This is a genomic window from Streptomyces sp. NPDC054834, from assembly GCF_053611185.1.
This window is the reverse complement of sequence record NZ_JBSGZV010000010.1, coordinates 17,859-41,985: the sequence shown is the minus strand read 5'-3', so window position 1 is coordinate 41,985 and position 24,127 is coordinate 17,859. Positions and strand designations below refer to the sequence as shown.

The 24,127-nt window shown below is 71.2% G+C and carries 17 protein-coding genes; 15 read left to right on the top strand and 2 right to left on the bottom strand.

Annotation, left to right across the window (positions count from 1 at the left end; translation table 11 throughout):
- Positions 1–119 precede the first annotated feature (119 nt).
- Positions 120–2,741, top strand: coding sequence for an amino acid permease (locus ACWGJM_RS15995; RefSeq protein ID WP_453412283.1), 2,622 nt, complete (start codon positions 120–122; stop codon positions 2,739–2,741).
- 124 nt (positions 2,742–2,865) lie between these two features.
- Positions 2,866–3,825, top strand: coding sequence for a polyphosphate kinase 2 family protein (locus tag ACWGJM_RS15990; RefSeq protein ID WP_453412282.1), 960 nt, complete (start codon positions 2,866–2,868; stop codon positions 3,823–3,825).
- Between the two features lie 94 nt (positions 3,826–3,919).
- Here ACWGJM_RS15990 and ACWGJM_RS15985 read toward each other — a convergent pair whose 3' ends face one another.
- Positions 3,920–5,272 (bottom strand): diacylglycerol/lipid kinase family protein, encoded by a 1,353-nt coding sequence (locus tag ACWGJM_RS15985; RefSeq protein ID WP_453412281.1) that lies wholly within the window; start codon positions 5,270–5,272, stop codon positions 3,920–3,922.
- Between the two features lie 46 nt (positions 5,273–5,318).
- On the bottom strand, positions 5,319–5,741 hold the full coding sequence (locus ACWGJM_RS15980; RefSeq protein ID WP_453412280.1) for a DUF7144 family membrane protein: 423 nt from the start codon (positions 5,739–5,741) through the stop codon (positions 5,319–5,321).
- Between the two features lie 172 nt (positions 5,742–5,913).
- On the opposite strand from ACWGJM_RS15980, the gene ACWGJM_RS15975 reads away from it, so the two are divergent.
- The 13 genes from ACWGJM_RS15975 to ACWGJM_RS15915 all read left to right on the top strand — a co-directional run bounded on the left by ACWGJM_RS15975 (position 5,914) and on the right by ACWGJM_RS15915 (position 23,863).
- The gene (locus ACWGJM_RS15975) at positions 5,914–6,657 is read left to right on the top strand and encodes an SDR family oxidoreductase (RefSeq protein ID WP_453412279.1); all 744 of its coding nucleotides are present in this window, start codon (positions 5,914–5,916) and stop codon (positions 6,655–6,657) included.
- Positions 6,658–6,747: 90 nt separating this feature from the next.
- On the top strand, positions 6,748–7,299 hold the full coding sequence (locus ACWGJM_RS15970; RefSeq protein ID WP_453412278.1) for a hypothetical protein: 552 nt from the start codon (positions 6,748–6,750) through the stop codon (positions 7,297–7,299).
- Complete coding sequence (locus ACWGJM_RS15965; protein ID WP_453412277.1) at positions 7,254–8,078, top strand: hypothetical protein; 825 nt, start codon at positions 7,254–7,256, stop codon at positions 8,076–8,078. Before ACWGJM_RS15970 ends, ACWGJM_RS15965 begins: the two co-directional genes overlap by 46 nt.
- A gap of 46 nt (positions 8,079–8,124) precedes the next feature.
- A complete protein-coding gene (locus ACWGJM_RS15960) occupies positions 8,125–8,913 on the top strand; it encodes a TIGR03936 family radical SAM-associated protein (protein WP_453412276.1) in 789 nt (262 codons plus the stop codon).
- A gap of 257 nt (positions 8,914–9,170) precedes the next feature.
- Positions 9,171–13,355: an Rne/Rng family ribonuclease gene (locus tag ACWGJM_RS15955; RefSeq protein WP_453412275.1), complete on the top strand. Its 4,185-nt coding sequence runs from the start codon at positions 9,171–9,173 to the stop codon at positions 13,353–13,355.
- Positions 13,356–13,602: 247 nt separating this feature from the next.
- Positions 13,603–13,923, top strand: coding sequence for a 50S ribosomal protein L21 (gene rplU / locus ACWGJM_RS15950; RefSeq protein WP_099928855.1), 321 nt, complete (start codon positions 13,603–13,605; stop codon positions 13,921–13,923).
- A 14-nt stretch (positions 13,924–13,937) separates the two neighbouring features.
- A complete protein-coding gene (rpmA, locus tag ACWGJM_RS15945; RefSeq protein ID WP_061922958.1) occupies positions 13,938–14,192 on the top strand; it encodes a 50S ribosomal protein L27 in 255 nt (84 codons plus the stop codon).
- Between the two features lie 118 nt (positions 14,193–14,310).
- Complete coding sequence (gene obgE / locus ACWGJM_RS15940; protein ID WP_453412274.1) at positions 14,311–15,759, top strand: GTPase ObgE; 1,449 nt, start codon at positions 14,311–14,313, stop codon at positions 15,757–15,759.
- 414 nt (positions 15,760–16,173) lie between these two features.
- The gene (locus ACWGJM_RS15935; RefSeq protein WP_453412273.1) at positions 16,174–16,863 is read left to right on the top strand and encodes an FG-GAP repeat protein; all 690 of its coding nucleotides are present in this window, start codon (positions 16,174–16,176) and stop codon (positions 16,861–16,863) included.
- A 180-nt stretch (positions 16,864–17,043) separates the two neighbouring features.
- The gene (locus ACWGJM_RS15930; RefSeq protein ID WP_453412272.1) at positions 17,044–18,591 is read left to right on the top strand and encodes an alkaline phosphatase D family protein; all 1,548 of its coding nucleotides are present in this window, start codon (positions 17,044–17,046) and stop codon (positions 18,589–18,591) included.
- A gap of 104 nt (positions 18,592–18,695) precedes the next feature.
- Complete coding sequence (locus tag ACWGJM_RS15925; protein WP_453412271.1) at positions 18,696–19,892, top strand: hypothetical protein; 1,197 nt, start codon at positions 18,696–18,698, stop codon at positions 19,890–19,892.
- A 195-nt stretch (positions 19,893–20,087) separates the two neighbouring features.
- A complete protein-coding gene (locus ACWGJM_RS15920) occupies positions 20,088–21,584 on the top strand; it encodes a D-ribitol-5-phosphate cytidylyltransferase (protein ID WP_453412270.1) in 1,497 nt (498 codons plus the stop codon).
- A gap of 188 nt (positions 21,585–21,772) precedes the next feature.
- Positions 21,773–23,863: a hypothetical protein gene (locus ACWGJM_RS15915; RefSeq protein ID WP_453412454.1), complete on the top strand. Its 2,091-nt coding sequence runs from the start codon at positions 21,773–21,775 to the stop codon at positions 23,861–23,863.
- Positions 23,864–24,127 lie beyond the last annotated feature (264 nt).

The window sequence follows — 24,127 nt, the reverse complement described above, 5'->3', positions numbered from 1 at the left end:
AGTCACGGCGCGTCCGCCGCTGCCCGTACTCCGGGGTGCTGCTGTGACGGCGATGGTCCGGCCCACCGGCAACCGCCGCTTCTGTTGCGGAGGAGAGCGACCCGGCGTTGGAATCAAGTGTGAGGCACTTTGGCGGCGTCGGGTCCGCCGGCCGCCCCGCTCCCGGGACGGGGGCCGGCCGGAAGGGGCTCAAGAACGACGCCCTGGGCATGTTCTCCTCGGTGGTCATCGGGGTGGCGTCCACCGCCCCCGCCTACAGTCTCGCCGCGACGCTGGGGCTCATCGTGGCGGCGGTCGGCCTCCAGGCCCCGATCGTCATCATGCTGTCGTTCGTGCCGATGCTGCTTATCGCGTACGCCTTCCGGGAGCTCAACGCGAGCAACGCCGACTGCGGAACCACCTTCACCTGGGCGACCCGCGCCTTCGGTCCCCGCACCGGCTGGATGGGCGGCTGGGGCATCATCGTCGCCAACGTGATCGTCATGGCGAGCCTCGCCGAGATCGCCGGTGCCTACAGCTTTCGGCTGGTGGGCCTTGACGGACTCGCGGAGGACCGGCTGTGGACCACCGTGGCGGGCATCGTCTGGATCGTAGTGATGACCACGGTCTGCTACGTCGGCATCGAGTTCTCCGCCGCCGTCCAGCGCTGGCTGCTGTGCATGGAGGCGGGGATGCTGGTCCTGTTCGCCGTCGCCGCGCTGGTCAGGGTCTACACCGACCCTCCGCCGACGGCGATCCATGTCTCCGCCTCCTGGTTCAACCCCTTCGAGGTGTCCTCCGTGAAGGGCCTCACATCGGGCCTCCTGGCGGGAGTCTTCATCTACTGGGGCTGGGACACCGCCGTCTCGATCAACGAGGAAACCGTCGACAGCACACGCATCCCCGGGCGCGCCGCGGTCATGTCCACCGTGCTGCTGCTGATCATGTACGCGTTGGTGGCCACGTCGGCGCAGGCCTTCGCCGGAGACGGCGGCTCGGGCATCGGTCTGGGCAACGCCGCCCACTCCGGCGATGTGTTCTCCGGACTGGGCGAGGCCGTCTTCGGGAGCCACGACACAGGGCTCGTCCTTTCGAGACTGCTGATCCTGATGGTGCTGACCTCGGCGCTGGCCTCCACCCAGACCACCATCCTGCCCCTGGCCAGGACCGTCTTCTCCATGGCGGTGCACAAGGCCGTACCCTCCCGGTTCGCCCGGGTCCACCGCAGGTTCCTCACCCCGACCTGGTCGACCGTCGGCATGGGAGCGGTCTCGATCGCCTTCCTCGTCCTGTTGACCTCTTTCAGCGGGAACGTGCTGGCCGACTCGATCGACTCGGTCGGTCTCGCGATCACCTTCCAGTACGGGCTGACCGGGTTCGCCTGCCTGTGGTACCACCGCAAGATCCTCACCCACAGCACCAAGGACCTCGTGTTCAAGGGCGTGCTGCCCGGGGTGGGCGCGCTGATCATGCTCTGCCTGTTCTTCTACGCCGCCTTCGTCTACGCGGCACCCGGGTACGGCGCCACCAGCGTCGACCTGCCGCTGATCGGACCGACCGGCGGGGTGACCGTCGTCGGCCTGGGCGCCCTGCTGCTCGGTCTCCTGCTGCTGCCGGTGGTCACCCGTGGCCACACCGTGGCACTCAAACTCCAGCGGGGCCTGCTTCCCCGCCGTCTGCCGCAGCACACCGCCCTCGACTCGGCGAGCCGCTACCTGCCCGCCGACAGCGGGTCCGGGGTGGGCGGCGACTGGTACGACGTCATCCCGTTGTCGGGCACCCGGGTCGGCCTGGTCGTCGGGGACGTGCTCGGTCACGGGCTGCGCGCCGCGGCCACCATGGGAAGCCTGCGTACGGGGGTGCGCGTCCTGGCCCGGCTGGACCTGACCCCGGACGAGCTCCTGTCCCGCATGGACGACCTGGTCGAGCAGACCGCGCACGAGCGCGGGAACGGCCACGGCACGGGTCGCCTGAGGTCGCGGGCCGCCGCGGCCGTCGACGTGACCTGTCTGTACGCGGTGTACGACCCGGTGTCGGGGAAGTGCAGCCTGGCGCGGGCCGGGGAGTCGGTGCTGGCGGTCGTCGAACCGCACACGGGTGTCGTCGACTATCCGGAGCTGCCGCCCGGACCGCCGCTGGGAGTCGGCGGCGCGCCCTACCAGAGCACGGAACTCCAGCTCCCGCCGGGCAGTCTCGTCGCGCTCTTCACGGGCGGCCTCCTCCAGGCGACGGACAGCCGCGACGCCGGGCTCGCGCAGCTCGCGGACGTCCTCGCCGACGACCGGAGCTCCCTGGAAGAACTGTGCGACCGGGCGGTGACCACACTGCTGCCCGGGCCGGTGGACGAGGACGCGACGCTGCTCGTGGTCCGCACACGCCTGCTGAACCGCAACCAGTTCGCCCAGTGGGAACTGTCCCCGGACCCGGCCGCGGTCGCCACCATCCGCGGCGCCGTCAGCAAACAGCTCGGCGACTGGGAGCTGGACGACCTGGCGTTCACCAGCGAGCTCATCGTCAGCGAACTGGTCACCAACGCCATCCGCTACGTCGGCGGCCCGATCCAGGTACGCCTGATCCGTGACCGGACCCTGATCTGCGAGGTCTCCGACACCGGCCACACCACGCCCAATCTGCGGCACGCAGCCAGCGACGACGAGGGCGGCCGGGGCCTGTTCATCATCGCCCAGATGACCCACCACTGGGGCACGCGCTACACCACCACCGGCAAGACGATCTGGACCGAGCAGGACCTTCCGTCGTAACGGCCGGCGCGGCGCGAACCACCCGCGGAGGGTGAAGCCGCCCCCGCTGACCAGGCCGAACCTTGGAACGGAAGCGTGGCCATGGGGCCGGGGCGGGCGGGGGCGACGAAGGGACGAAGGGGCGATGGCCGACGAGAGAGCCGAGCGCATGGCCGAGTTCGTCAGCCCGCTGAGGGTCGGACCCGGCACCGAGGTGCGTCTGCCGGAGGACTTCGACCCCGCGTACAAGGCGGGCATCAACAAGAAGAGGGACGGCGTCGAGTTGCTGCGCAGCGGCATCGAACTGCTGGCCGACTACCAGCGGCGGCTGGCCGCGCAGGACGTCTACGGGGTGCTGGTGTGCCTCCAGGCCCTGGACGCCGGCGGCAAGGACGGGACGATCCGCCATGTGATGAGCGGGCTCAATCCGCAGGGAGTGCGGGTGGCCGCCTTCAAAGTGCCCTCGGAGGAGGAACTCGACCACGACTACCTGTGGCGCTACTCCCGTCACCTGCCCCGGCGCGGAGAGATCGGCATCTTCAACCGGTCCCACTACGAAGAGGTCCTGGTGGTGCGGGTGCACCCCGAGAACCTCCGGCGCCAGAAGCTGCCCGGCGCGGCGCGCGGTCCGGACGTCTGGGAGCGGCGCTACCGGGAGATCAACGAGTGGGAGCGCTATCTGACCGACAACGGTTTCAGGATCGTGAAGCTGTTCCTGAACCTGTCGAAGGAAGAACAGCGGGTCCGTTTCCTCCAGCGCATAGACGTTCCCGAGCGGAACTGGAAGTTCTCGCCGGCGGACGTCCGCGAGCGCGCCAGGTGGGACGACTATCAGCGGGCGTTCTCGCGGATGCTGTCGGCCACCAGCACCGAGTGGGCGCCCTGGTACGTGATACCCGCCGACCGGAAATGGTTCGCGCGGCTGTGCGCGGCCGCGGTGCTGGCGCACACGCTCATCGACATCAACCCCCAGTATCCGCAGGTCAGTGAGCAGACCCGCCACGAACTGGCCGAAATCAGGAGAGACCTCGCGGGACCCCCGAAGAAGACCAAGAAGAACAAGAAGACCAAGAAGAGCAAGAAGAGCAAGAAGAACATGCCATGACCGCGCTGCGGACGGACGGGCCGAACGCGCTGCCCGAGGAGAAACCCGTGCCGGGCTGGCGCCGCTGTCCGGCCCAGTACTGCGAGCTGCCTGGTCAGAGGTGAATCCGCTGCCGGTCGGGCCGGGTCAGCGCCAGGCGCATCACTCGTCGCCAGTCCGCCCGGGGCCTGTTCGGCGGTGTTCCCGGCCGGTGACGCGGGACACGGACCCGCAGCGCTCCGGGGGTCACCCGGCAGACCACCGGAGCGGGCAGTACGACGGACTCTCCGTCGATGCCGGCCGCGACGGTGTCCCCGTCGCCCTCCACGACCACTTCGCGGGCCGTCAGCCGTGTCACGGCCGGTGACCGCCGGGCCCTCCCCATCAGCCGGGCCGGGAGCCGGGCCGCCTGGGCGGAGCTGTCGACGCGCACACCCAGTACACCCAGCCGTCCGGAGTCGAGACTCTCCCGCAGTCCGGGATGCGCCGAGTCGACGACGGGCCGGTAGGGGTTGTTGCTGACGAGTACGGCCTGGAGGCCCTCGGCGTGCGTCTGTCCGGCACGCATCCGCAGCCGTGGCGCTTCCGGGCCGGTGAGGAGACCGGGCAGCGCCTGAAGCGTCATGCGCACTTTCGCGTCCCGGTAGCCGGGATTGCCCACCACGACCGCGTAGGTCCCGAAGGAAGCGTTGTTGACGAACACCCGGTCGGCGGCGAACCCCAGGTCGACGCGGAACTCGACGGCGTCGGTGAACGCCTCGAGGGCGGCTGCCGGGTCGTCGTGGTCGAGACCCAGATCGAGTGCGAAGTGGTTGCGCGTCCCCGCCGGGATCACCATGAAGGGCACGTCGTGCCCGGCCGCGACCTCGGCGACCAGAGCCTGCGTGCCGTCCCCGCCGGCCACGGCCAGCAGATCGGCTCCTTCGGCCACCGCACCCCGGGCCAGCTCCGCCACGTCCTGGTGGTGCGCCGGATCCAGCAGGACGACGCGGGCGCCTGCCGCTCTCGCCCTCTCGACCAGGTGGAAGCGGTCGACCTTGCCCCCGCCGGAGCGCGGGTTCATCACGACCCACGGATGCCGCGGGGCCGCCACCGGCCTGGGCTCACCGCCGCGCCCGGCGGCACGGTCCGCGGGGGTCGTCGCGATCCGGGCGGCCGCCAGTGCCAGCACCCACAGGCCCAGGGAGAGACTGGCCGGCCAGAGCATGTCGTGCGCGGCGAACAGGGCCAGGACCGCGAGCGGAACGAGCACCACCAAGAGGACCCCGACGGCCCGGACGACTCCCGAGTGAGCGAGGACCCACCAGAGCCCGGCGGCCGTCACGGCCACGCCCGCCGCGGCGATCAGCACCCAGAGCACGCTGCGCAGTCCGGCGGTGACGAGCAGCACGAGCACGCTGCCCAGCAGGGCGAGGAGCGCCAGCCGGGCCCAGGCCGCGGCCGTGTCCCCGCGCCGCTCCCGTCGCACGTCGAACCGGTTCCTGTCACACGTTCCTGTCACTCACACGTTCCTGTCACACGGCCGGGGGCCTCTCGGGCCGCACTACGCACAGCGCCCAGATGACGAAGCCGGAGATGGCGATCGCCAGGACGGACCACACCGGGTAGTAGGGCAGGGAGAGGAAGTTGGCGATGATGAGGAATCCGGCGATCACCACGCCGGCGACCCGCGCCCATGTCGCCACCTGGAACAGGCCCAGGCTGACCACGAAGGCGACCGCCCCGAGAATGAGGTGGACCCAGCCCCAGCCGGTCAGGTCGTACTGGAAGACGTATCCGGACGTCGTCAGGAAGACGTTGTCTTGGGCGATGCCCATGATGCCGCGGAAGATGTCGAGCACGCCGACGATCGCCAGCATGACGGCGGCGAACATCATCAGACCGACTGCCCAGTGCTGCTTGGCCGGTTCCGGGCGGGCATGGTGTGTCGCGGTCATGATCTGTCTCCTTTGCTCCTCCTCAGGCCTAGCTTGCGCACGTCAAGAGCCGAGCGCCTCACCCGGCACGGGTGAGGCGCCCCGTTGCCCCGGGAAGACGGCGGTGGCTGAGCGGAAAACCGCCCAGGCGGCGACAATTGGGACCGGGGTCGGTGTACGGAGGAGCGAGCGGATGACGGGCAGCGGCCGACAGGCCGGCCTGGCCGGCCGGACCGTCGTGGTGATCGGTGGCAGCGCGGGCATCGGGCTGGAGACCGCCCGCCAAGTGCGCGCCGACGGCGGCCAGGTGGTCCTGGTCGGCCGGAACCCCGAACGGCTGGAGCGGGCCGCGCTCGAGGTCGAGCCCATCGCCACCGCGTCGTTCGACGCCGGCGACGCCGGCCGGCTCCGGGAGTTCTTCCAGGATCTGCCGGGACCGGTCGACCATGTGATGGTCACGGCCGGCAGCCCCTCCTACACCCCCCTGGCCGACGTGGACCTCGCGCAGGCCCCCCGTGAGTTCGGCGAACGCCTCGCCACGACACTCGCGGTCGCCCTCTACAGCCGTGACAAGGTGCGAGCCGGAGGCACGCTGCTGTTCATGGGCGGCACCGGCGGCCGGCGCCCCGGCGCGGGCCTGGCGGTCGTGTCCGCCCTCACCGCGGCACTGCCCGCCCTCATCGCCGACCTGGCGGTCGAACTCGCGCCGGTCCGGGTCAATCTCATCGCCGCCGGATTCGTGGACACGCCCCTGTCGGCCGAGCTCCTGGGCGACCGGCTCGCTGCCCGGCGCGAGGAACTGCGGGCCACGCTGCCCATCGGGAGGGTCGTCGAGCCCGGCGATGTCGCCGCGCTGGCCGTGCACATCATGTGCAACACCGCGCTCACCGGTGGGACGTACGACATCGACGGCGGTCAGCAGTTCGTCTCCCGCTGACATCTCCCACTGACATCGCACGGATAATCTACCGACACGGAGGGCCGACGTCGGGGAGGTCCGCAAGGGGCGTGTGGGGAGACTGGTCCAGTGTCGAGGCGTAAAGTGCCCGCGGGTGCCTGGATAACCGGGCTGTTGGTGGGGGCACTGGCCATAGTGTTCGTGCTCTCCCTCCAGGCGCGGAAGGGGATTCCGGACGGGGGTCTGGCCGGCGGCGCCGCTCCGAAGCCGAGCGCGAAGGCGTCCCACTCCGCCGCGCCCAAGCCCCCGCAGTACAAGGTGCCCGCCGGCTCCGGCACGGGGCGCCGAGTGGTGTACTCGCTGGGGCAGAAGCGGGTGTGGCTGGTCGGGGCCGACGGGAAGTCCCAGCGGACGTTCGCCGTCTGGCCGGGGACGGTGACGCCGGCCAAGGGGGCGTTTCCCGTGACGTTCCGGCGTGAGACCGGGGTCGGCAGCGACGGCGTGCGGATAGAGAACGCCGTGTACTTCGGGACCTCCAACGCCTTCTCCAACGCGGTGGACGGCTCCTCGCCGTCGCCGAACCCCAGCCTGCGCACCGGCGCCGTCCGAGAGCGTGCGGCGGACGGCAAGGCGATGTGGGACTTCGCCACGAAGGGAACGACCGTCCAGGTCGTCGGCTGACGGCCGGCGGCACGGATCCGCGCAAGCCGCCGCCCCCGCCCGAGCGCGCCGACCTCGTCGTCGAGTGGCGGTACGGACTGGCACCGGCCGGCAGGGCGATCGGATGGCTGCTGTACGGGCTGGTCGTGGTGCCGCTGGGGTGGCTGTACCGGTATCTCCTCACGACTGTGGGACACGCCCTGGCGTGGGTGTACGCGCGTGTGCTCACCCCGATCGGGCACGCCGTGGTGTGGGTGCTCAGGCCGGTCGGGCAGGCCGTGGCCCGGCTGCTGCGCACGGTCGCCACCGGCATCGGCACCGTCCTGTACTGGATCGCCCGCGTCCTGCTGGTCCTGCCCGCGCTCGCCCTGTGGCGCTGGGTGCTCGTACCGGTCGGCCGGGTCCTCTCCGTCGTCGGACGGGAGACCGGGACGGCGCTCGGGCACGCCTGGCGGATCGCCGGGTACGTCTCGCGCACCGTCGGGCGGGTCCTCGGGACCCTCTTCCGGTGGATGTCCGTGGAGCCGGCGCGATGGGTGCACCGGGCCCTCCTCACCCCGGTCGGGCACGTCGCGCGGGACCTGCTGCTGCGGCCCGTCGCCGAGGCCGCGCGGGCCGTGGGACGAGCCGGCCGGCAGGCGCTGGCCGCCGCCCGGGAGACCGTCCGGCAGGCGCGTGCCGACGTCCGCCGGGCGCTGTTCGGCGAGCCCCGGCGGCCGGGGCCGGAGGACCGGCGGGAACTCAAGGCGCCGGAGACACGTACTCTTGATAGCAGTACGACCGCTCTCACGAAGGACTAGAACACTGGGCAAGCGACAGCCCGAAGGCCCGCCGCCCGCACCCGCGGTGCAGCGCATCCGACTGCGCTACACCAAGCGCGGCCGCCTCCGGTTCACCAGCCACCGTGACTTCCAGCGCGCCTTCGAGCGGGCGCTGCGCCGTGCCGAGGTGCCGATGGCGTACTCGGCGGGGTTCACGCCGCACCCGAAGGTGTCGTACGCCAATGCCGCACCCACCGGCACGGGCAGTGAGGCGGAGTACCTGGAGATCGCGCTCACCGAGCACCGCGACCCGGAGCCGCTGCGCGACCTCCTCGACGAGTCGCTGCCCCTCGGGCTCGACATCGTCGACGCGGTAGAGGCGCGGACATCGGGACTCGCCGACCGGCTGACGGCTTCCGTGTGGGAGCTCAGGCTGGACGGCGTCGACCCGGCCGACGCCGAGCGGGCGGTGGCGGCCTTCAACGGGGCCGGCGCCGTCGAGGTCCAGCGCATGACCAAGAACGGCGTCCGCACCTTCGACGCTCGACCCGCGGTCGTGAACCTGGAGAGAGTGACAACACAGAGTCAGCAGGCTGATAGGCCGACCGACCAGCCCTGTGCGATACTGCGGCTGGTTGTTCGGCACGTGACGCCTGCCGTACGACCCGACGACGTCCTGTCCGGTCTCCGCGCCGTGGCCGACCTGACGCCGCCGGTCCCCGCAGCGGTGACCAGGCTGGCGCAGGGGCTGCTCGATGAAGAGACCGGCACGGTGACCGACCCGCTCGCGCCCGACCGCGAGGCGGCGGAGGCCCTCACAACGGCCGTTCCCGCTGCCGCCGCGACGGCGTCGGCGACGGAAGGTTCCGCGTAAGGACGGACGTCGTAGCGCCGCCCTCGTACTCGGGAGCCACCTGGGTCGGGCAGCGCACCGACCAGAAGACTTTCGCCAGGCCGTACAAAACAAGGCGTACGGAACCGGCGAGACAGGACACGAAGAGCTCCCGTGCGGCGACCGCGCCGCGAACGGCGGCACCGCGCACCGCGCGAGCCGCGGACGTCAACGGCGGTCGACGAGATCGACGCCGGACCAGGCGCGGCGCCCGGGAGCCTGACGGGAGAAACGCCCGCATGCTCGAGCCGACCGAACCCACTGAGGGTTCCGAACTCAACACCCCCAGCGACACCCTGCCGCCGCGTCGTCGGCGCCGTGCCGCTTCCCGCCCCGCGGGTCCGCCCGCCGGGGCCGAGACCCCGGCCGAGGTCACCGCGCCGGCCATACCGGCCGCCGACGTCGACGAGGTCGAGGAGAAGGTGGCCGCCGAGGCGTCCGCCGCCGAGGCTCCGGCCGCCGTGGAGGAGGCCGCGCCCGCTCGTCCGCGGCGCCGTGCGACCCGCCGGGCCGCCGCGCCCGCCGGTTCACCGGCGTCCACGGAGGCCGCCGAGACGGTCGTACCGGCTGCCGCCGCCCCGGCTCCTGCCGAGGCCGAGGCGCCCGCCGCCGTCGAGGCCGAGGAGGCCGCGCAGGAGGCCGCTCCGCCCCGTACCCGCCGCCGTGCCACGCGCCGCGTGTCCGCCCCCGCGGCTGCGCCCTCGTCGGCGGAGGCCACCGAGACGGTGACCGCCGAGACGGAGGCCGCCGAGGCGTCCGCCGCCGAGGCTCCGGCCGCCGTGGAGGAGGCCGCGCCCGCTCGTCCGCGTCGCCGTGCGACCCGCCGGGCCGCCGCGCCCGCCGGTGCGCCGAGCGCGGCCGAGGAGGCCACCGGGACCGCTCCGGCCCCGGAAGCCGCTCCCGCTGCCGCCGAGACTCCCGTAGCGGCTCCCGAGGCGCCCGCCGTCGAGGCCGAGGAGGCCGCTCCGCGGCGTACCCGCCGCCGTGCCACGCGCCGCGTGTCCGCCACGGCCGGTACCGCGGTGACGGAAGAAACCGCTGTGACCGAAGAGGCTGCCGCTGTGACCGAGAAGGCCGCCGCAGCCGCCGAGCCCGCGCAGCCCGCCGAGACCCCTGCGGCCGAAGCGCCGCAGGCCCCCGCCGAAGCCCCGCAGCCCGACGCCGAGGCCGCCGCCCCGCGCCGCCGCCGTCGGGTCGTGCGGCAGGCCGCGACCGGTTTCGCCGAGCCCGCGCAGGCGGCCGTCCCGCAGGCCGCGGAGGGCGAGGCCGAGGCCGAGGCACCGCGCCGCCCGGCCCGGCCCGCCGTGGCCGTGTTCCAGGCGCCCGTGTTCACCGAGCCGCAGTTCCAGACCCCGCAGCGCGCCGCCGCCGAAGCGGCCGCCGAGGCTGCCGAGACCGACGAGGCCGACGAGGCCGCGGCGGTCGAAGCGGTCGAGGAGTCCCCCGAGGAGCAGACCGGCTCGCGCCGCCGCCGTCGCCGCCGGGGTGCCGGGTACGGCGAGGAGGCCGAGGCCCGGGCCGAGGAGACCACCGCCGACGAGGCCGAGGAGGCCGAGGAACCGGCGGAGTCCGCCGAGGACCTCGCCGACGGCGAAGAGACCGACGAGGCCGACGACAACGAGGACACCGGTTCGCGCCGTCGCCGCCGCCGCGGTGGCCGTCGTCGCCGTCGCGGTGACGCCGTGGACGGCGAGCCCGGTGCGGACGCCGACTCCGAGGAGTTCGCCGCCGAGCAGGCCGAGCAGGACGCCGAGGACACCGCCGAGCAGGAGGAAGAGGACGCCGAGGACGCTCGCTCCGAGGACTCCGGCGGCTCCAGCTCCAGCCGTCGCCGCCGCCGGCGTCGTCGTCGCGCCGGTGACACCGGAACCGACACCGAGCCCGGCGAGGGCGACCCGGAGCGCACGGTCGTCAAGGTCCGCGAACCCCGCAAGGCCGCCGAGCCGTCGGACGAGGTGCAGTCCATCAAGGGCTCGACCCGTCTGGAGGCCAAGAAGCAGCGCCGCCGGGAAGGCCGCGAGCAGGGCCGCCGCCGCGTCCCGATCATCACCGAGGCCGAGTTCCTGGCCCGCCGCGAGGCCGTCGAGCGCGTGATGGTCGTCCGCCAGAACGGCGACCGCACGCAGATCGGCGTCCTGGAGGACGGCGTGCTCGTCGAGCACTACGTCAACAAGGAGCAGTCGACCTCGTACGTCGGCAACGTCTACCTGGGCAAGGTCCAGAACGTGCTGCCGTCGATGGAGGCCGCCTTCATCGACATCGGCAAGGGCCGCAACGCGGTCCTCTACGCCGGTGAGGTCAACTTCGAGGCGCTGGGCATGGCGAACGGCCCGCGCCGTATCGAGTCCGCCCTGAAGTCCGGCCAGTCGGTCCTCGTCCAGGTGACGAAGGACCCGATCGGCCACAAGGGCGCCCGCCTGACCAGCCAGGTCTCCCTCCCGGGCCGCTACCTCGTGTACGTCCCCGAGGGCTCGATGACCGGCATCAGCCGCAAGCTGCCCGACACCGAGCGCGCGCGGCTGAAGACCATCCTCAAGAAGATCGTCCCCGAGGACGCGGGCGTCATCGTGCGCACCGCCGCCGAGGGCGCGAGCGAGGACGAGCTGCGCCGGGACGTCGAGCGGCTCCACGCGCAGTGGGAGGACATCCAGAAGAAGTCGAAGAACGGCAACGCCCCGACGCTGCTGTACGGCGAGCCGGACATGACCGTCCGGGTCGTCCGCGACATCTTCAACGAGGACTTCTCCAAGGTCGTCGTCAGCGGCGAGGACGCCTGGGAGACGATCTACGGCTACGTCTCGCACGTCGCGCCCGACCTGGCCGACCGGCTGTCGAAGTGGACCTCCGAGGTCGACGTCTTCGCCACGTACCGGATCGACGAGCAGCTCGCCAAGGCCCTGGACCGCAAGGTCTGGCTGCCCAGCGGCGGTTCGCTGGTGATCGACCGGACGGAGGCGATGGTCGTCGTCGACGTCAACACCGGCAAGTTCACCGGTCAGGGCGGCAACCTCGAGGAGACGGTCACCAGGAACAACCTGGAGGCGGCCGAGGAGATCGTCCGCCAGCTCAGGCTGCGCGACCTCGGCGGCATCATCGTGATCGACTTCATCGACATGGTGCTGGAGTCCAACCGGGACCTGGTGCTGCGGCGCCTGCTGGAGTGCCTGGGCCGGGACCGTACGAAGCACCAGGTCGCCGAGGTCACCTCGCTGGGCCTGGTCCAGATGACCCGCAAGCGGGTCGGCCAGGGCCTGCTGGAGTCCTTCTCCGAGACCTGCGTCCACTGCAACGGCCGCGGTGTCATCGTGCACATGGAGCAGCCGACCTCCACCGGGGGCGGCGGCAAGCGCAAGAAGCGCGGGCGCGGTGGCGACGGCCAGGTGACCGAGCAGGAGACCGTGTCCGTGGCCTCCGGGATCGCCGCGACCGCCGAGGAGGAGGCCGAGACCGAGGCCGTCGCGGAAGTCGCGGCCGAGGTCGCCGAGCCGGTGGCCCTGCCCGCCCCCGACTTCGCCCCGGACGAGGAGCTGTACAGCAGCGTCGCCGAGGCCGAGGCCGCCGCCACCCGTGGCCGTTCGCGGCGCCGGGCGAGCCGGCGGGCGTCGGCTCCGGCCGGCGCGCCGAGGGCGGAGGCCCGGAAGCAGGAGGCTCCCAAGGCGGAGGCCGAGGTCGTCGAGGCGGCCGAGGTCGCCGAGGCCCCGACCGCCCAGGACGTCTCCGTCGCGGCGGAGACCGAGCGTCCGGTGCTGCCGGAGCCGGCCGCCGAGGCGCAGGCCGAGCCCGTCGCCGTCGAGGACCCGGTCGTACCGGTGACGCAGGCCGAGGCTCCCGCCCCGGCCGCCGAGGAGGCCGCGCCCAAGGGACGTACGCGGCGCCGGGCGACCCGCAAGGTGTCGGCTCCGGCCGGTTCCCCCGCGGGGACCGAGACGGCCGTGGTGACGATCACCGAGCCGGTGGCGCCCGCCGCCGAGACCCCGGTGGCGGAGCCCGAGGCCCCGGTGGCTCGGCCCGAGGCCGCGGCCCCGGCCGAGGAGGCGCCCGCCGAGAGCGCCGCCCCGGCCCGCCCGCGCCGCCGTGCCGTGCGCAAGGCCACCGCGCCCACCGCGTCCGAGGAGGCGGCCGTCGTGGTCGTCCCGTCGGCGGAGGCACCCACCGAGGCCGCAGCGGCCGCCGAGGCTCCGGCTCCGGCAGCCGCCGGGGAGCCCGAGGAGGCCGCGCCGGCCAAGAAGACGGCCCGCAAGGCCGCCAAGAAGGCCACCGCGAAGAAGGCCGCCACCAAGGCGACCACGGCGAAGAAGACCGCGGCCAAGAAGACGGCCGCCAAGAAGACGACGGCCAAGAAGGCGGCGAAGACCGCCAAGACGGCCGCCGCCAAGTCGACGGCGAAGAAGACCGCGGTCTCCACCGCCACCGACGAGGGCTGACCCGGCAGGGTCAGCATGCGGTGCGGCCGGTCCACGTGACCGGCCGCACAGCGGCGGGGCCCGGCCCGGTTTGACCCCTTCGACCATGGCCCCGTAACCTTGACCGTCGGCGTGTTCCGTGGATATGGACGCGCCACATCCCCGTAAACCTCTTCCTCCGGAGCACCGGGTGTTCCGGAGAGGCCGCTCGCGTGCGGGCGGCTGGACTGCGGGGGTGCCGTTCCCCGAGCGAGAGAGTGAGATCCGCGTGTACGCCATCGTGCGCAGCGGTGGTCGCCAGCACAAGGTTGCTGTCGGCGACATCGTTGAGGTTGACAAGATTTCCACTGCCAAGGTTGGCGACACGGTCGAGCTCTCGACCCTGCTCGTTGTCGACGGCGACGCTGTGACCAGCGACCCGTGGGTGCTGGCCGGCATCAAGGTCCAGGCCGAGGTCGTGGACCACCACAAGGGCGTCAAGATCGACATCCTTCGCTACAAGAACAAGACCGGCTACCGCCGTCGTCAGGGCCACCGCCAGCAGTACACGGCGATCAAGGTCACTGAGATCCCCACGGCTGCGAAGTAAGGGACTGAGAACAGATGGCACACAAGAAGGGCGCATCGTCCACTCGGAACGGTCGCGACTCCAACGCCCAGCGGCTCGGCGTGAAGCGCTTCGGCGGTCAGGTCGTGAACGCCGGTGAGATCCTGGTCCGCCAGCGCGGCACCCACTTCCACCCGGGCGCCGGCGTCGGCCGCGGCGGCGACGACACGCTGTTCGCGCTCCAGGCCGGTGCGGTGGAGTTCGGCAGCCACCGTGGCCGCAAGGTCGTGAACATCGTTCCGGTCGCCTGAGCCAAGGCTCAGACCGAACGCTTCGCGAGGCGGACCTCACTTCCCGGTCGGGAAGGCGGGTCCGCCTTTCGCGTGTTGACATAGGCAATACCCCGTACGTATCTGGAGGCACCGAACCATGACCACCTTCGTGGACCGCGTCGAACTGCATGTCGCCGCGGGTAACGGAGGTCACGGCTGTGCCTCCGTCCACCGTGAGAAGTTCAAGCCGCTCGGCGGCCCCGACGGCGGCAACGGCGGCAGGGGCGGCGACGTCATCCTGACCGTCGACCAGTCGGTGACGACCCTTCTCGACTACCACCACTCCCCGCACCGCAAGGCCACCAACGGCAAGCCCGGCGAGGGCGGCAACCGCTCCGGCAAGGACGGGCAGGACCTCGTCCTGCCGGTGCCGGACGGCACGGTCGTCCTCGACAAGGCGGGCAACGTCCTCGCCGACCTGGTCGGAAACGGCACGTCGTACGTCGCCGCGCAGGGCGGCCGGGGCGGCCTCGGCAACGCGGCTCTGGCGAGCGCCCGCCGCAAGGCGCCCGGGTTCGCGCTGCTAGGTGTGCCGGGCGAACTCCAGGACATCGTCCTGGAGCTGAAGACGGTCGCCGACGTGGCGCTGGTCGGCTACCCGAGCGCGGGCAAGTCCTCGCTGATCTCGGTGCTGAGCGCGGCGAAGCCGAAGATCGCCGACTACCCGTTCACCACCCTCGTGCCCAACCTGGGTGTCGTCACGGCCGGTTCGACCGTCTACACCATCGCCGACGTGCCGGGACTGATCCCGGGTGCCAGCCAGGGCAAGGGCCTGGGCCTGGAGTTCCTGCGGCACGTGGAGCGGTGCAGCGTGCTGGTGCACGTGCTGGACACGGCGACCCTGGAGTCCGACCGCGACCCGGTGTCCGACCTCGACATCATCGAGGCGGAGCTGCGCGAGTACGGCGGGCTCGACAACCGGCCCCGGATCGTCGTCCTGAACAAGGTCGACGTGCCCGACGGCAAGGACCTCGCCGAGATGGTGCGGCCGGACCTGGAGGCGCGCGGTTACCGCGTCTTCGAGGTGTCGGCGGTGGCGCACATCGGCCTGAAGGAGCTGTCGTACGCGCTCGGTGAGCTGGTCGGCGGGGCGCGGGCCGCGAAGCCGAAGGAAGAGGCGACCCGGATCGTGATCCGGCCGAAGGCCGTGGACGACGCGGGCTTCACGGTCACCCGCGAGGAGACCGGCGGGGAGCCGCTGTTCCGGGTGCGCGGCGAGAAGCCCGAACGCTGGATCCGCCAGACCGACTTCAACAACGACGAGGCCGTCGGCTACCTCGCCGACCGGCTCAACCGCCTCGGTGTCGAGGAGGAGTTGATGAAGGCGGGCGCCCGCTCCGGCGACGGCGTGGCCATCGGCCCCGAGGAGAACGCGGTCGTCTTCGACTGGGAGCCGTCGGTCATGGCGGGCGCGGAGATGCTCGGCCGGCGTGGCGAGGACCACCGGTTCGAGGAGCAGCGTCCCGCGGTCCAGCGGCGCCGGGACAAGCAGGCGGAGCGGGACGAGGCCCTCGAGGAGTTCGGCGAGTTCAACCCGTTCGAGTGAAGTGAGGTGCGCGGCCGCCGAGTGAAGTGAGGTGCGCGGCCGCGCCTCAGACGTGGAGGCCCGGGTAATCCAGTCCAGGGCACCACGGAGCCGGAGCAGGGGAGGGACCCATTTGACCTCCTCCTCGCCTGAACGGCGAAGATTCCTTCCCTCGCGGGTCGGGCTTTCTGCTTCGCAGCCCGCTGCCGCCTGGGGTTACCAGCGAAGGGACGGTGTGCCGCCCACGGTCTTACACCCCAGATTCGTTTCCTCCCCGGCCTGAAGACGGCGTGGGCGGCGAGGACACGGCGGCCGGGACCGACGCCGGGCTGGTCGAGGTGGTCTGGGGCGGGCCCGAGGGCCTGTCCGGCGGTGCCTCGCTGCCGGGCGGCAAGGCGTACGACTCGCTGGGCGCGCGGGGGCATCTGGCGGTCGGTGACGTCGGCGGCGGCGGGAGTCCCACTCGTCGCCGTCGTTCTCGGTGGCGGCCACGTCGGTGATGCCGCCGCCGTTGAGGTCGCCCGTGGCAAGAACGTCGACGGCCCGGCCCACCACGATGTCGGCGTAGCCGTCCGCATCGACGTCCCCGATGTCGAGGTTCTCGCCGCCCTGGAGCCCGGCGCCGTCGATGTCGTACACCACCGTGTTCTCCACGGTGAGCACGTCCGGCGCCCCGTCGGCTACGACAGCGACCTCGACACCTACCGGGCCAAGGGCGGCCGGATCGCCTGGATCCCGGGCACCGCCGACGGGCCGGACGGGGTGAGGGCGGTGTTCGTCAACCAGGACAGCGCCGCTGTGCCCGGCACCGCCGAGGCGGGGCACGGCTTCGGCACCGACGTCTCGGTGGCCGACGTCGACGGTGACGGGTACGCCGACATCGCGGTGGGCGTGCCCGGTGAGACCTCGCCGTCGGGGCGCCGGGGGAGAACGCCGGTGCCGGGTCGGTATGGGTCTTCAAGGCCACCGTCGCCGGAATCACCGCGACCGGTTCCTTCACCTTCGGTAGCGGCACGCTGGGCACCGTGGCCTCCGGAGCACGGCTTGGATCGGGCTTCAACAGCTGAACAACTCGCCACAGAATGTCTCCTGACACCCGGTAGGACACACAGCAAGACGGGTTGACTTTTTCGGTAAGACCCGTTGCGGCAAGATCACGTTCGTCATGTGGTTCCCGTGCCGCAACGGGTCTTCTCTTGTCTGCCCATTTGTCATGCACGCGAGGGCTTCCGTTCAGCGGGCGGACCGTCCGGCCGTGGGAGCTTCCGAGTGTTCAAGAGGCCACTGTGGCAAGGGAGTTAGCGCATGACCGGAGCAACGCCCGACCGACGCCGCTTTCTGACCGCCGGTGCCGCCGTACTCGGCGCCGCTGCCTCCACCCAACTCTGGCTGCCGGCCACCGCGCAGGCGGCCGAGCCCAAGCTGCCCGACGGCGTGTTCAGCCTCGGCGTCGCCTCCGGCGACCCACTGCCGGACGGCATCGTGCTGTGGACCCGGCTCGCCCCCGACCCGCTGAACGGCGGTGGCATGCCCGACAGCGTGGTTCCGGTGGAGTGGGAACTCGCCGAGGACGAACGCTTCAGAAAGACCGCGCACCGGGGCGTCGCCCAGGCCCGGCCCGAGTACGGGCACAGCGTTCACGTGGACGTACGCGGTCTGCACCCCGGCCGCACGTACTGGTACCGCTTCCGCACCAGCGGCCAGATCTCGCCCACCGGCCGCACCCGCACCGCGCCCCACCCGCACCGCAAGGGCGGCTCGCTGCGCGTCGCGCTGGCCTCCTGCCAGAACTGGCAGCACGGCTACTTCACCCCGTACGCCGACATGCTCGCCCAGGACCCCGACTTCGTGCTCTTCGTCGGCGACTACATCTACGAGTCCTCGCCCTCCTCGACCGCCGTCCGCAAGCACGAGGGCAAGGGCGAGCCGTACACCCTCGAGCAGTACCGCAACCGCTACGCCCAGTACCGCGGCGACCCCGACCTCGCCGCGATGCACGCGAACGCCCCCTGGGTGGTCACCTTCGACGACCACGAGGTCGACAACGACTGGGCCGGGGAGATCCCGCAGGACCCCGACAAGCAGCCGCACGACGCGTTCGTGGCCCGGCTGACCGCGGCCTTCCAGGCGTACTACGAGCACATGCCGGTCCGCGCCACCGCGATCCCGGACGGCCCGCACATCCGGATGTACCGGCGCCTGGAGTTCGGCCGCCTGGCCCGGCTCAACGTCCTGGACACCCGGCAGTTCCGCAGCGACCAGGCCACCAGCCAGGCCGGTGCCCAGGACCCGTCGATGACCATGCTCGGCGCGGACCAGAAGGAGTGGCTCCTCGACGGGCTCCGGGACTCCCCGGCGCGCTGGAACATCGTCGCCTCGCAGATCATGATGGCCGAGACCGATCTCCAGCTCGGCGAGGGCAAGCTCTGGTACTACGACGCCTGGGACGGCTACCAGGCCGAACGCAACGCGTTCCTGAAGGACTTCGCCGACATCCGCAACCCGGTCGTGCTCAGCGGCGACCGGCACCTGACGATGATCAGCGACCTCAAGGAGGACTTCGCCGACCCCGACTCCGACGTCGTCGGCGCCGAGTTCGTCGGCACCTCCATCTCCAGCAGCGGCGACCAGGACCAGGCCGCCTTCCATGCCCAGTGGGACCCGCTGATGGCGGACAACCCGCACTGGAAGGTCATCGACGCCCACCGCGGCTACCACCTCTTCGACATCCGCCGCGACGGCATCGACGCACGGGTCCGGGTCGTGGACACGGTGCTCAAGCAGCAAGCGACCGCGAGCACGCTGGCCACGCTGCGGGTGGAATCGGACGAACCGGGCGTTCAGGTCGTATGAGCCGCGTCCGGGTATGAAAGCTGTGTGACGGGAGCCTGGGACTCATCTGTGTCCCAGGCTCCTCTCAGCCCGGACTCAGGTAGTCCTCTTACCTTCCGTTGACCATGGAGACGGACTGTACGAGAGGCGACGCCGGGGTGAACGAGGCCGTCACCCCCCTGTCCGCGGGCACCCGCCTGCTGCACATCGGCCCGCACAAGACCGGCACCACCGCCATCCAGGGCGCCCTGTTCGCCGCGAAGGAGGCGCTGCCGCGGTACGGCGTCGAGTTCCCGGCGCACAGCCGGCACCCCATGGAGGCCGCGCTCGCCGCCTGCTCCCGGCCCGCGATGATGGGCGACACCGCCCCCACCGACAGGCACTGGACCCGGCTGCTGGAACAGGTCCGTGCCACCGGCGGGCACACCTCAGTGGTGAGCAGCGAGTTCTTCGCCGACGCCCACGACGGCGCCACCGTCGAGCGGATCGTCGGGCAACTGGGCGGCGACCGGGTGCACATCCTCGTCACCGTGCGCCCGCTGGCGAAGATCATGCCGTCGCAGTGGCAGCAGTACGTGCAGAACGGGCTGCGCATGGGCTACGAGGAATGGCTGGAGCACATGCTCCGCAAGGCCCCGTACGAGAAGCCCAACCCCAGCTTCTGGCACCGGCACCGGCACGACCGGCTCGTGGAGCGCTGGTCCCGGGTGACCGGGCCGGAGCGGGTCACCGTCGTCGTGGTGGACGACCGGGACCGGGGCGGCCTGCTGCGCACCTTCGAGGCGCTGCTGAGCCTGCCCGACGGTCTTCTGCGGCCGGTTCCGGACACCGCGAATCGGTCCCTTACCCTCGCCGAGACCGAAATGCTGCGGAATCTTAATGTCGAATTCCGGGGCAATGGACTGCCCGACGAGCTGTATTCCAGGCTCGTCCGCAACGGCGCGGTCATGCATATGAAGAACGCGTGCAGTCCCACCGCCCGGGACGTGAGGATCGCCACGCCCCGGTGGGCCCTCGAGGCCGCCGCCGCGATCGGCGCCGAAATGGCGGAGGGGATCGGGATGACGGGCGTCCGGGTCCTCGGCGATCCGGCGCTGCTGTCCGCCGTGCCGGAGCAGGCCGAGCCGGGGCGGGATGAGCCGGTGCCCGACGCGGCCCGTATCGCTCCCGAGGTCGCCGCGCAGGCGCTGTACGGCGCGCTCGCCGCGGCGGCATCCGTGCCCGCTCGGCCCGCTCAGGCGCCCAGCGTTCACCAGACGCCGTCGAAGGAACTCGTCCGGGTGCTCGGACACCGCTGCCTGAAGCGGCTGCGCCGGCGCTGAACGAGTCCCGCGACACCTGTGGAGTTACTCACAGCAATTCCGCGGAACTGACAAAGGGGGCATCGCCCGTCACCAGCGGGGCAAGGTGAATGAGAGGTTGCGTGCACATATGCGGTGGCGGTCACTCACCTTGCACTGCGGTTACCCGAGGTGGGAGCATTTCGACGTTCCCTGTCGCCCCAAGGTAGGTCACTTGTGTCCCAGCACATAGCCAAGCCCCGTACCACCGCAGTGATCCTGGCCGGTGGCACCGGTCAGCGGGTGGGTCTGTCGATCCCCAAGCAGCTGCTGAAGATCGCCGGCAAGGCAGTCATCGAGCACACCCTGACCACCTTCGAGAACGCCGACTCGATCGACGACATCATCGTGCTGATGGCGCCGGGCTACGTCCCCGACATCGAGAAGATCGTCGCCAAGGCCGGGTTCACCAAGGTCAAGAAGATCATCGAGGGCGGCTCGACGCGGAACGAGACCACCGAGCGCGCCATCGACGCCCTCGGCGAGGGCCTGGCCGAGGGAGAGGACCTCAACGTCCTCTTCCACGACGCCGTCCGCCCCCTGCTGTCGCAGCGCGTCATCGACGACTGCGTGGCCGCGCTGGAGCGTTTCGAGGCCGTGGACGTGGCCATCCCGTCCGCGGACACCATCATCGTCACGCGCACCCACGGCCAGGACGGCGAGTTCATCACCGAGATCCCGGACCGCTCCCGGCTGCGCCGCGGCCAGACCCCGCAGGCCTTCAAGCTGTCCACGATCCGCCGGGCCTACGAGGTCGCGGCCGGCGACCCCAACTTCCAGGCCACCGACGACTGCTCCGTCGTGCTCAAGTACCTGCCGGACGTGCCGATCCACGTCGTCGCGGGTGACGAGTACAACATGAAGGTGACCCAGCCGGTCGACGTCTTCATCGCCGACAAGCTCTTCCAGCTCGCCTCCACCGCCGCGCCCGAGCAGAACGGCGACGAGGACTACCGCGAGCTGCTCACCGGCAAGACCATCGTCGTCTTCGGCGGCTCGTACGGCATCGGCAAGGACATCTCCGAACTCGCCGAGTCCTACGGCGCCAAGGTCTACGCGCTGGGCCGCTCCACCACCGGCACGCACGTGGAGAACCCGGAGGAGGTCGACGACGCGCTGTCCAAGGCGTACGCGGAGACCGGCCGGATCGACTACGTCGTCAACACCGCGGGCGTGCTGCGCATAGGCAAGCTCGCCGAGACCGACAACGCCACCATCGAGGAGGCGCTGAAGGTCAACTACCTCGCCCCGGTGCAGATCGCGCGCTCCTCCTACAAGTACCTGTCGGAGACCAAGGGCCAGCTGCTGCTGTACACCTCCAGCAGCTACACCCGCGGCCGCGCCGAGTACAGCCTGTACTCCTCCACCAAGGCAGCCATGGTGAACCTCACCCAGGCGCTGTCCGACGAGTGGGCGGGCGACGGCATCCGCGTCAACTGCATCAACCCCGAGCGCACCGCCACCCCGATGCGGACCAAGGCCTTCGGCCAGGAGCCCGCGGGCAGCCTGCTCTCCTCCGCGGCGGTCGCCCGCACCTCGCTGGACGTGCTGCTGTCGGAGCTGACCGGGCATGTCATCGACGTCCGCCAGCAGGACCCGACGGCTGGCGCCGCCTCGGCCTCCGGCTTCGAACAGGCGCTGGCCTCGGTGCTGGACCGCCAGGACGGCGTGTAATAATTGGCGCCAATTAGCGTTTAGGAATTCAGGCCTCTGCGGGCACCCGTTCATCGGGCGTTCGCAGAGGCCTGAATCCGTAAACCTGGCGAATCACCCACGAATCCGCGGCATTTCCGCACAAAACCGGCACTCCCCCTCCCAGAGCAGGTTTCTCAGTGATATCCACCGCTATTCGCGTCGCCCGGGTGGGCAGCGCGGCCGAGCTGGCCGCGGCGGCCCTCATGATCCTGGGCTTCCCGGCGCTCATGCTGGCCGCGCTCGTCCCGAGCGTTCCCGCCTTCGCGGCCGCGGCCGCCGTGACGTATCTGGCGGACCACTATCTGCACCGCAAGGGCAGCTATCTGATCAACCGCCTCAGCAAGGTGCGGGCCGGTCTGTCGATCCGCTTCCTGATCCGGCAACTGCTGCTGGTCCTGCTGCTGGCCCGGCTGTCCCTGTCGGACAACCTGATCTTCTACGGGGCCATCGCCTGCTTCATCGCCTTCTACGGCCTCCAGGCCCCGCACGGCGCGCTGGTCACCCTGATCCGCAACCGCCGCCGGATGCCGGTCGCCACCCGCAACATCGACCTCAAGTCCCGCGTCCGCATCCCGGACGCCCCGCCGCGCCGCCTGCTGCACCGCTCCGCGGAGAAGATGCTGCACCTCGACCTCGCGGCCGTCGCCGGTCTGCTGGTCTCCGGGGTCGTGGACTCGGCCGTCGCCGGCTTCGTCGGCATCGGCCTCACCGTCGGCCTGGGCTGCCTGTACGTGCTGGCGCTGATGCCGTACGTGCGCGGCAGCAAGGTCCCGCCGAACGCCGAGAAGGTGCTGGCCGCCGTCGACGACTGGCTGGCCGTCTACAAGCCCGAGACGGTGCTGTACTTCTCCGGCTCCAAGGACTCCGCGTACCAGGTCAACATGTGGCTGGAGACGATGGAGCAGCTGGACACCCGGCCGCTGATCATCCTGCGCGAGCGGGTCATCCTGAACAACCTGGCGCCCACCACGGTCCCCGTCATCTGCGTGCCCGGAGGGGTGCACCTGATGAACATGGACCTGACCACAGTGCGCGTCGCGCTCTACGCGGCGAACGTCGGCAAGAACATCCACCTGCTGCGCGTCCCCACCATGAAGCACGTCTTCATCGGCCACGGCGACAGCGACAAGCTGGCAAGCGTCAACCCGTTCAGCAAGGTGTACGACGAGGTGTGGACCGCCGGCCGGGCGGGCCGCGACCGCTACGCCATCGCCGACGTCGGCGTCCGCGACGACGACATCGTCGAGGTCGGCCGGCCGCAGCTGGCGCCGATCCAGACCTGGCAGGGCGTGCCCGAGTCCCGTATCCCCACGGTGCTGTACGCCCCCACCTGGGAGGGCTGGGACGGCAACCCCGGCAACACCTCGATCGTGCTCGCCGGCGAGAACATCGTGAACAAGCTGGTGAAGGCCGACCCGCCCGTCCGCGTCCTGTACAAGCCGCACCCCTTCACCGGCACGGTCAGCAAGGAAGCCGGCGCCGCGCACCGGCGGATCACCGCCCTGGTCGAGAAGGCCGCCGTCGAGCGCGCCGCCGACGCGCGCTTCACGGTCGACACCGCCGTCCAGGACCGCGCCAAGACCGAACTGGCCCGGATCGAGGCCCGCCTCGCCGAGCTGTCCGGCTCGGGCGGCGAGAAGGGCGACGAGGCCGAGGCCACCCGCGACGGCGTGGCCGACGTCAAGAAGCACGAGGAGGTCGCGCGGCTGCGCGGCGAGTGGAACGACGCCCACTGGCGCTCCTTCCCCACCTGGGAGCACCGGGTCGTCACGGGCGCCGCGCCGCGCCTGTACGACTGCTTCAACGTCTCCGACGCGATGGTCTCCGACATCTCCAGCGTGGTCTCCGACTTCATCGCCAGCGGCAAGCCGTACGCGGTGACGGACTCGGCCGAGCTGGGCGTGGAGGAGTTCAAGCGGCAGAACACCGCGGTGCGCGCCGCCGTGATCCTCTCCAACGGCGCGGCCGAGCTGGACGGGCTGCTGGACGCCGTACGTGACCCGGCCGCCGACCCGCTGGCCGCCGACCGCACGGAGCTCAAGCAGTACCTGCTCGGTCCGGACGAGCCGAAGTCCATCGACCAGTTCAACACCGCGGTGGCCGATCTCGCCCTCAAGTCCGAGGCCCGCAACGTCGGTCAGGAGTCCCGTGTGACCGGCGCCAACGTCGACCCCGCCGAGGCGGCCGAGCTGACGAACGCCCTGCCCGGCCAGCGGATGTCGTCCACCGGTGAGACGGACGGCGTGACCGCCGGCTGACCCCGCTCTCTCCGGACGGCCCCCGAGGATCCACTCCTCGGGGGCCGTTCTCTTGCCTGTCTTCTCTTGTCCGTCTCTTACCGCGCCCGCTGAGGGGCTCTTACCGGCTCTGCGTACTGTCCGGTGCCGCCGCCGCGAATCGTTCTCTGTCGCAGAGCTGTGTGACGTACACCACGGATCCAGGCTGTTGGGGCAACCGCTTCCCGTGGCAACCCGTCTAACAGATTGCTAATGATGCGATTCGGGGGAAACGCTCCATTGACC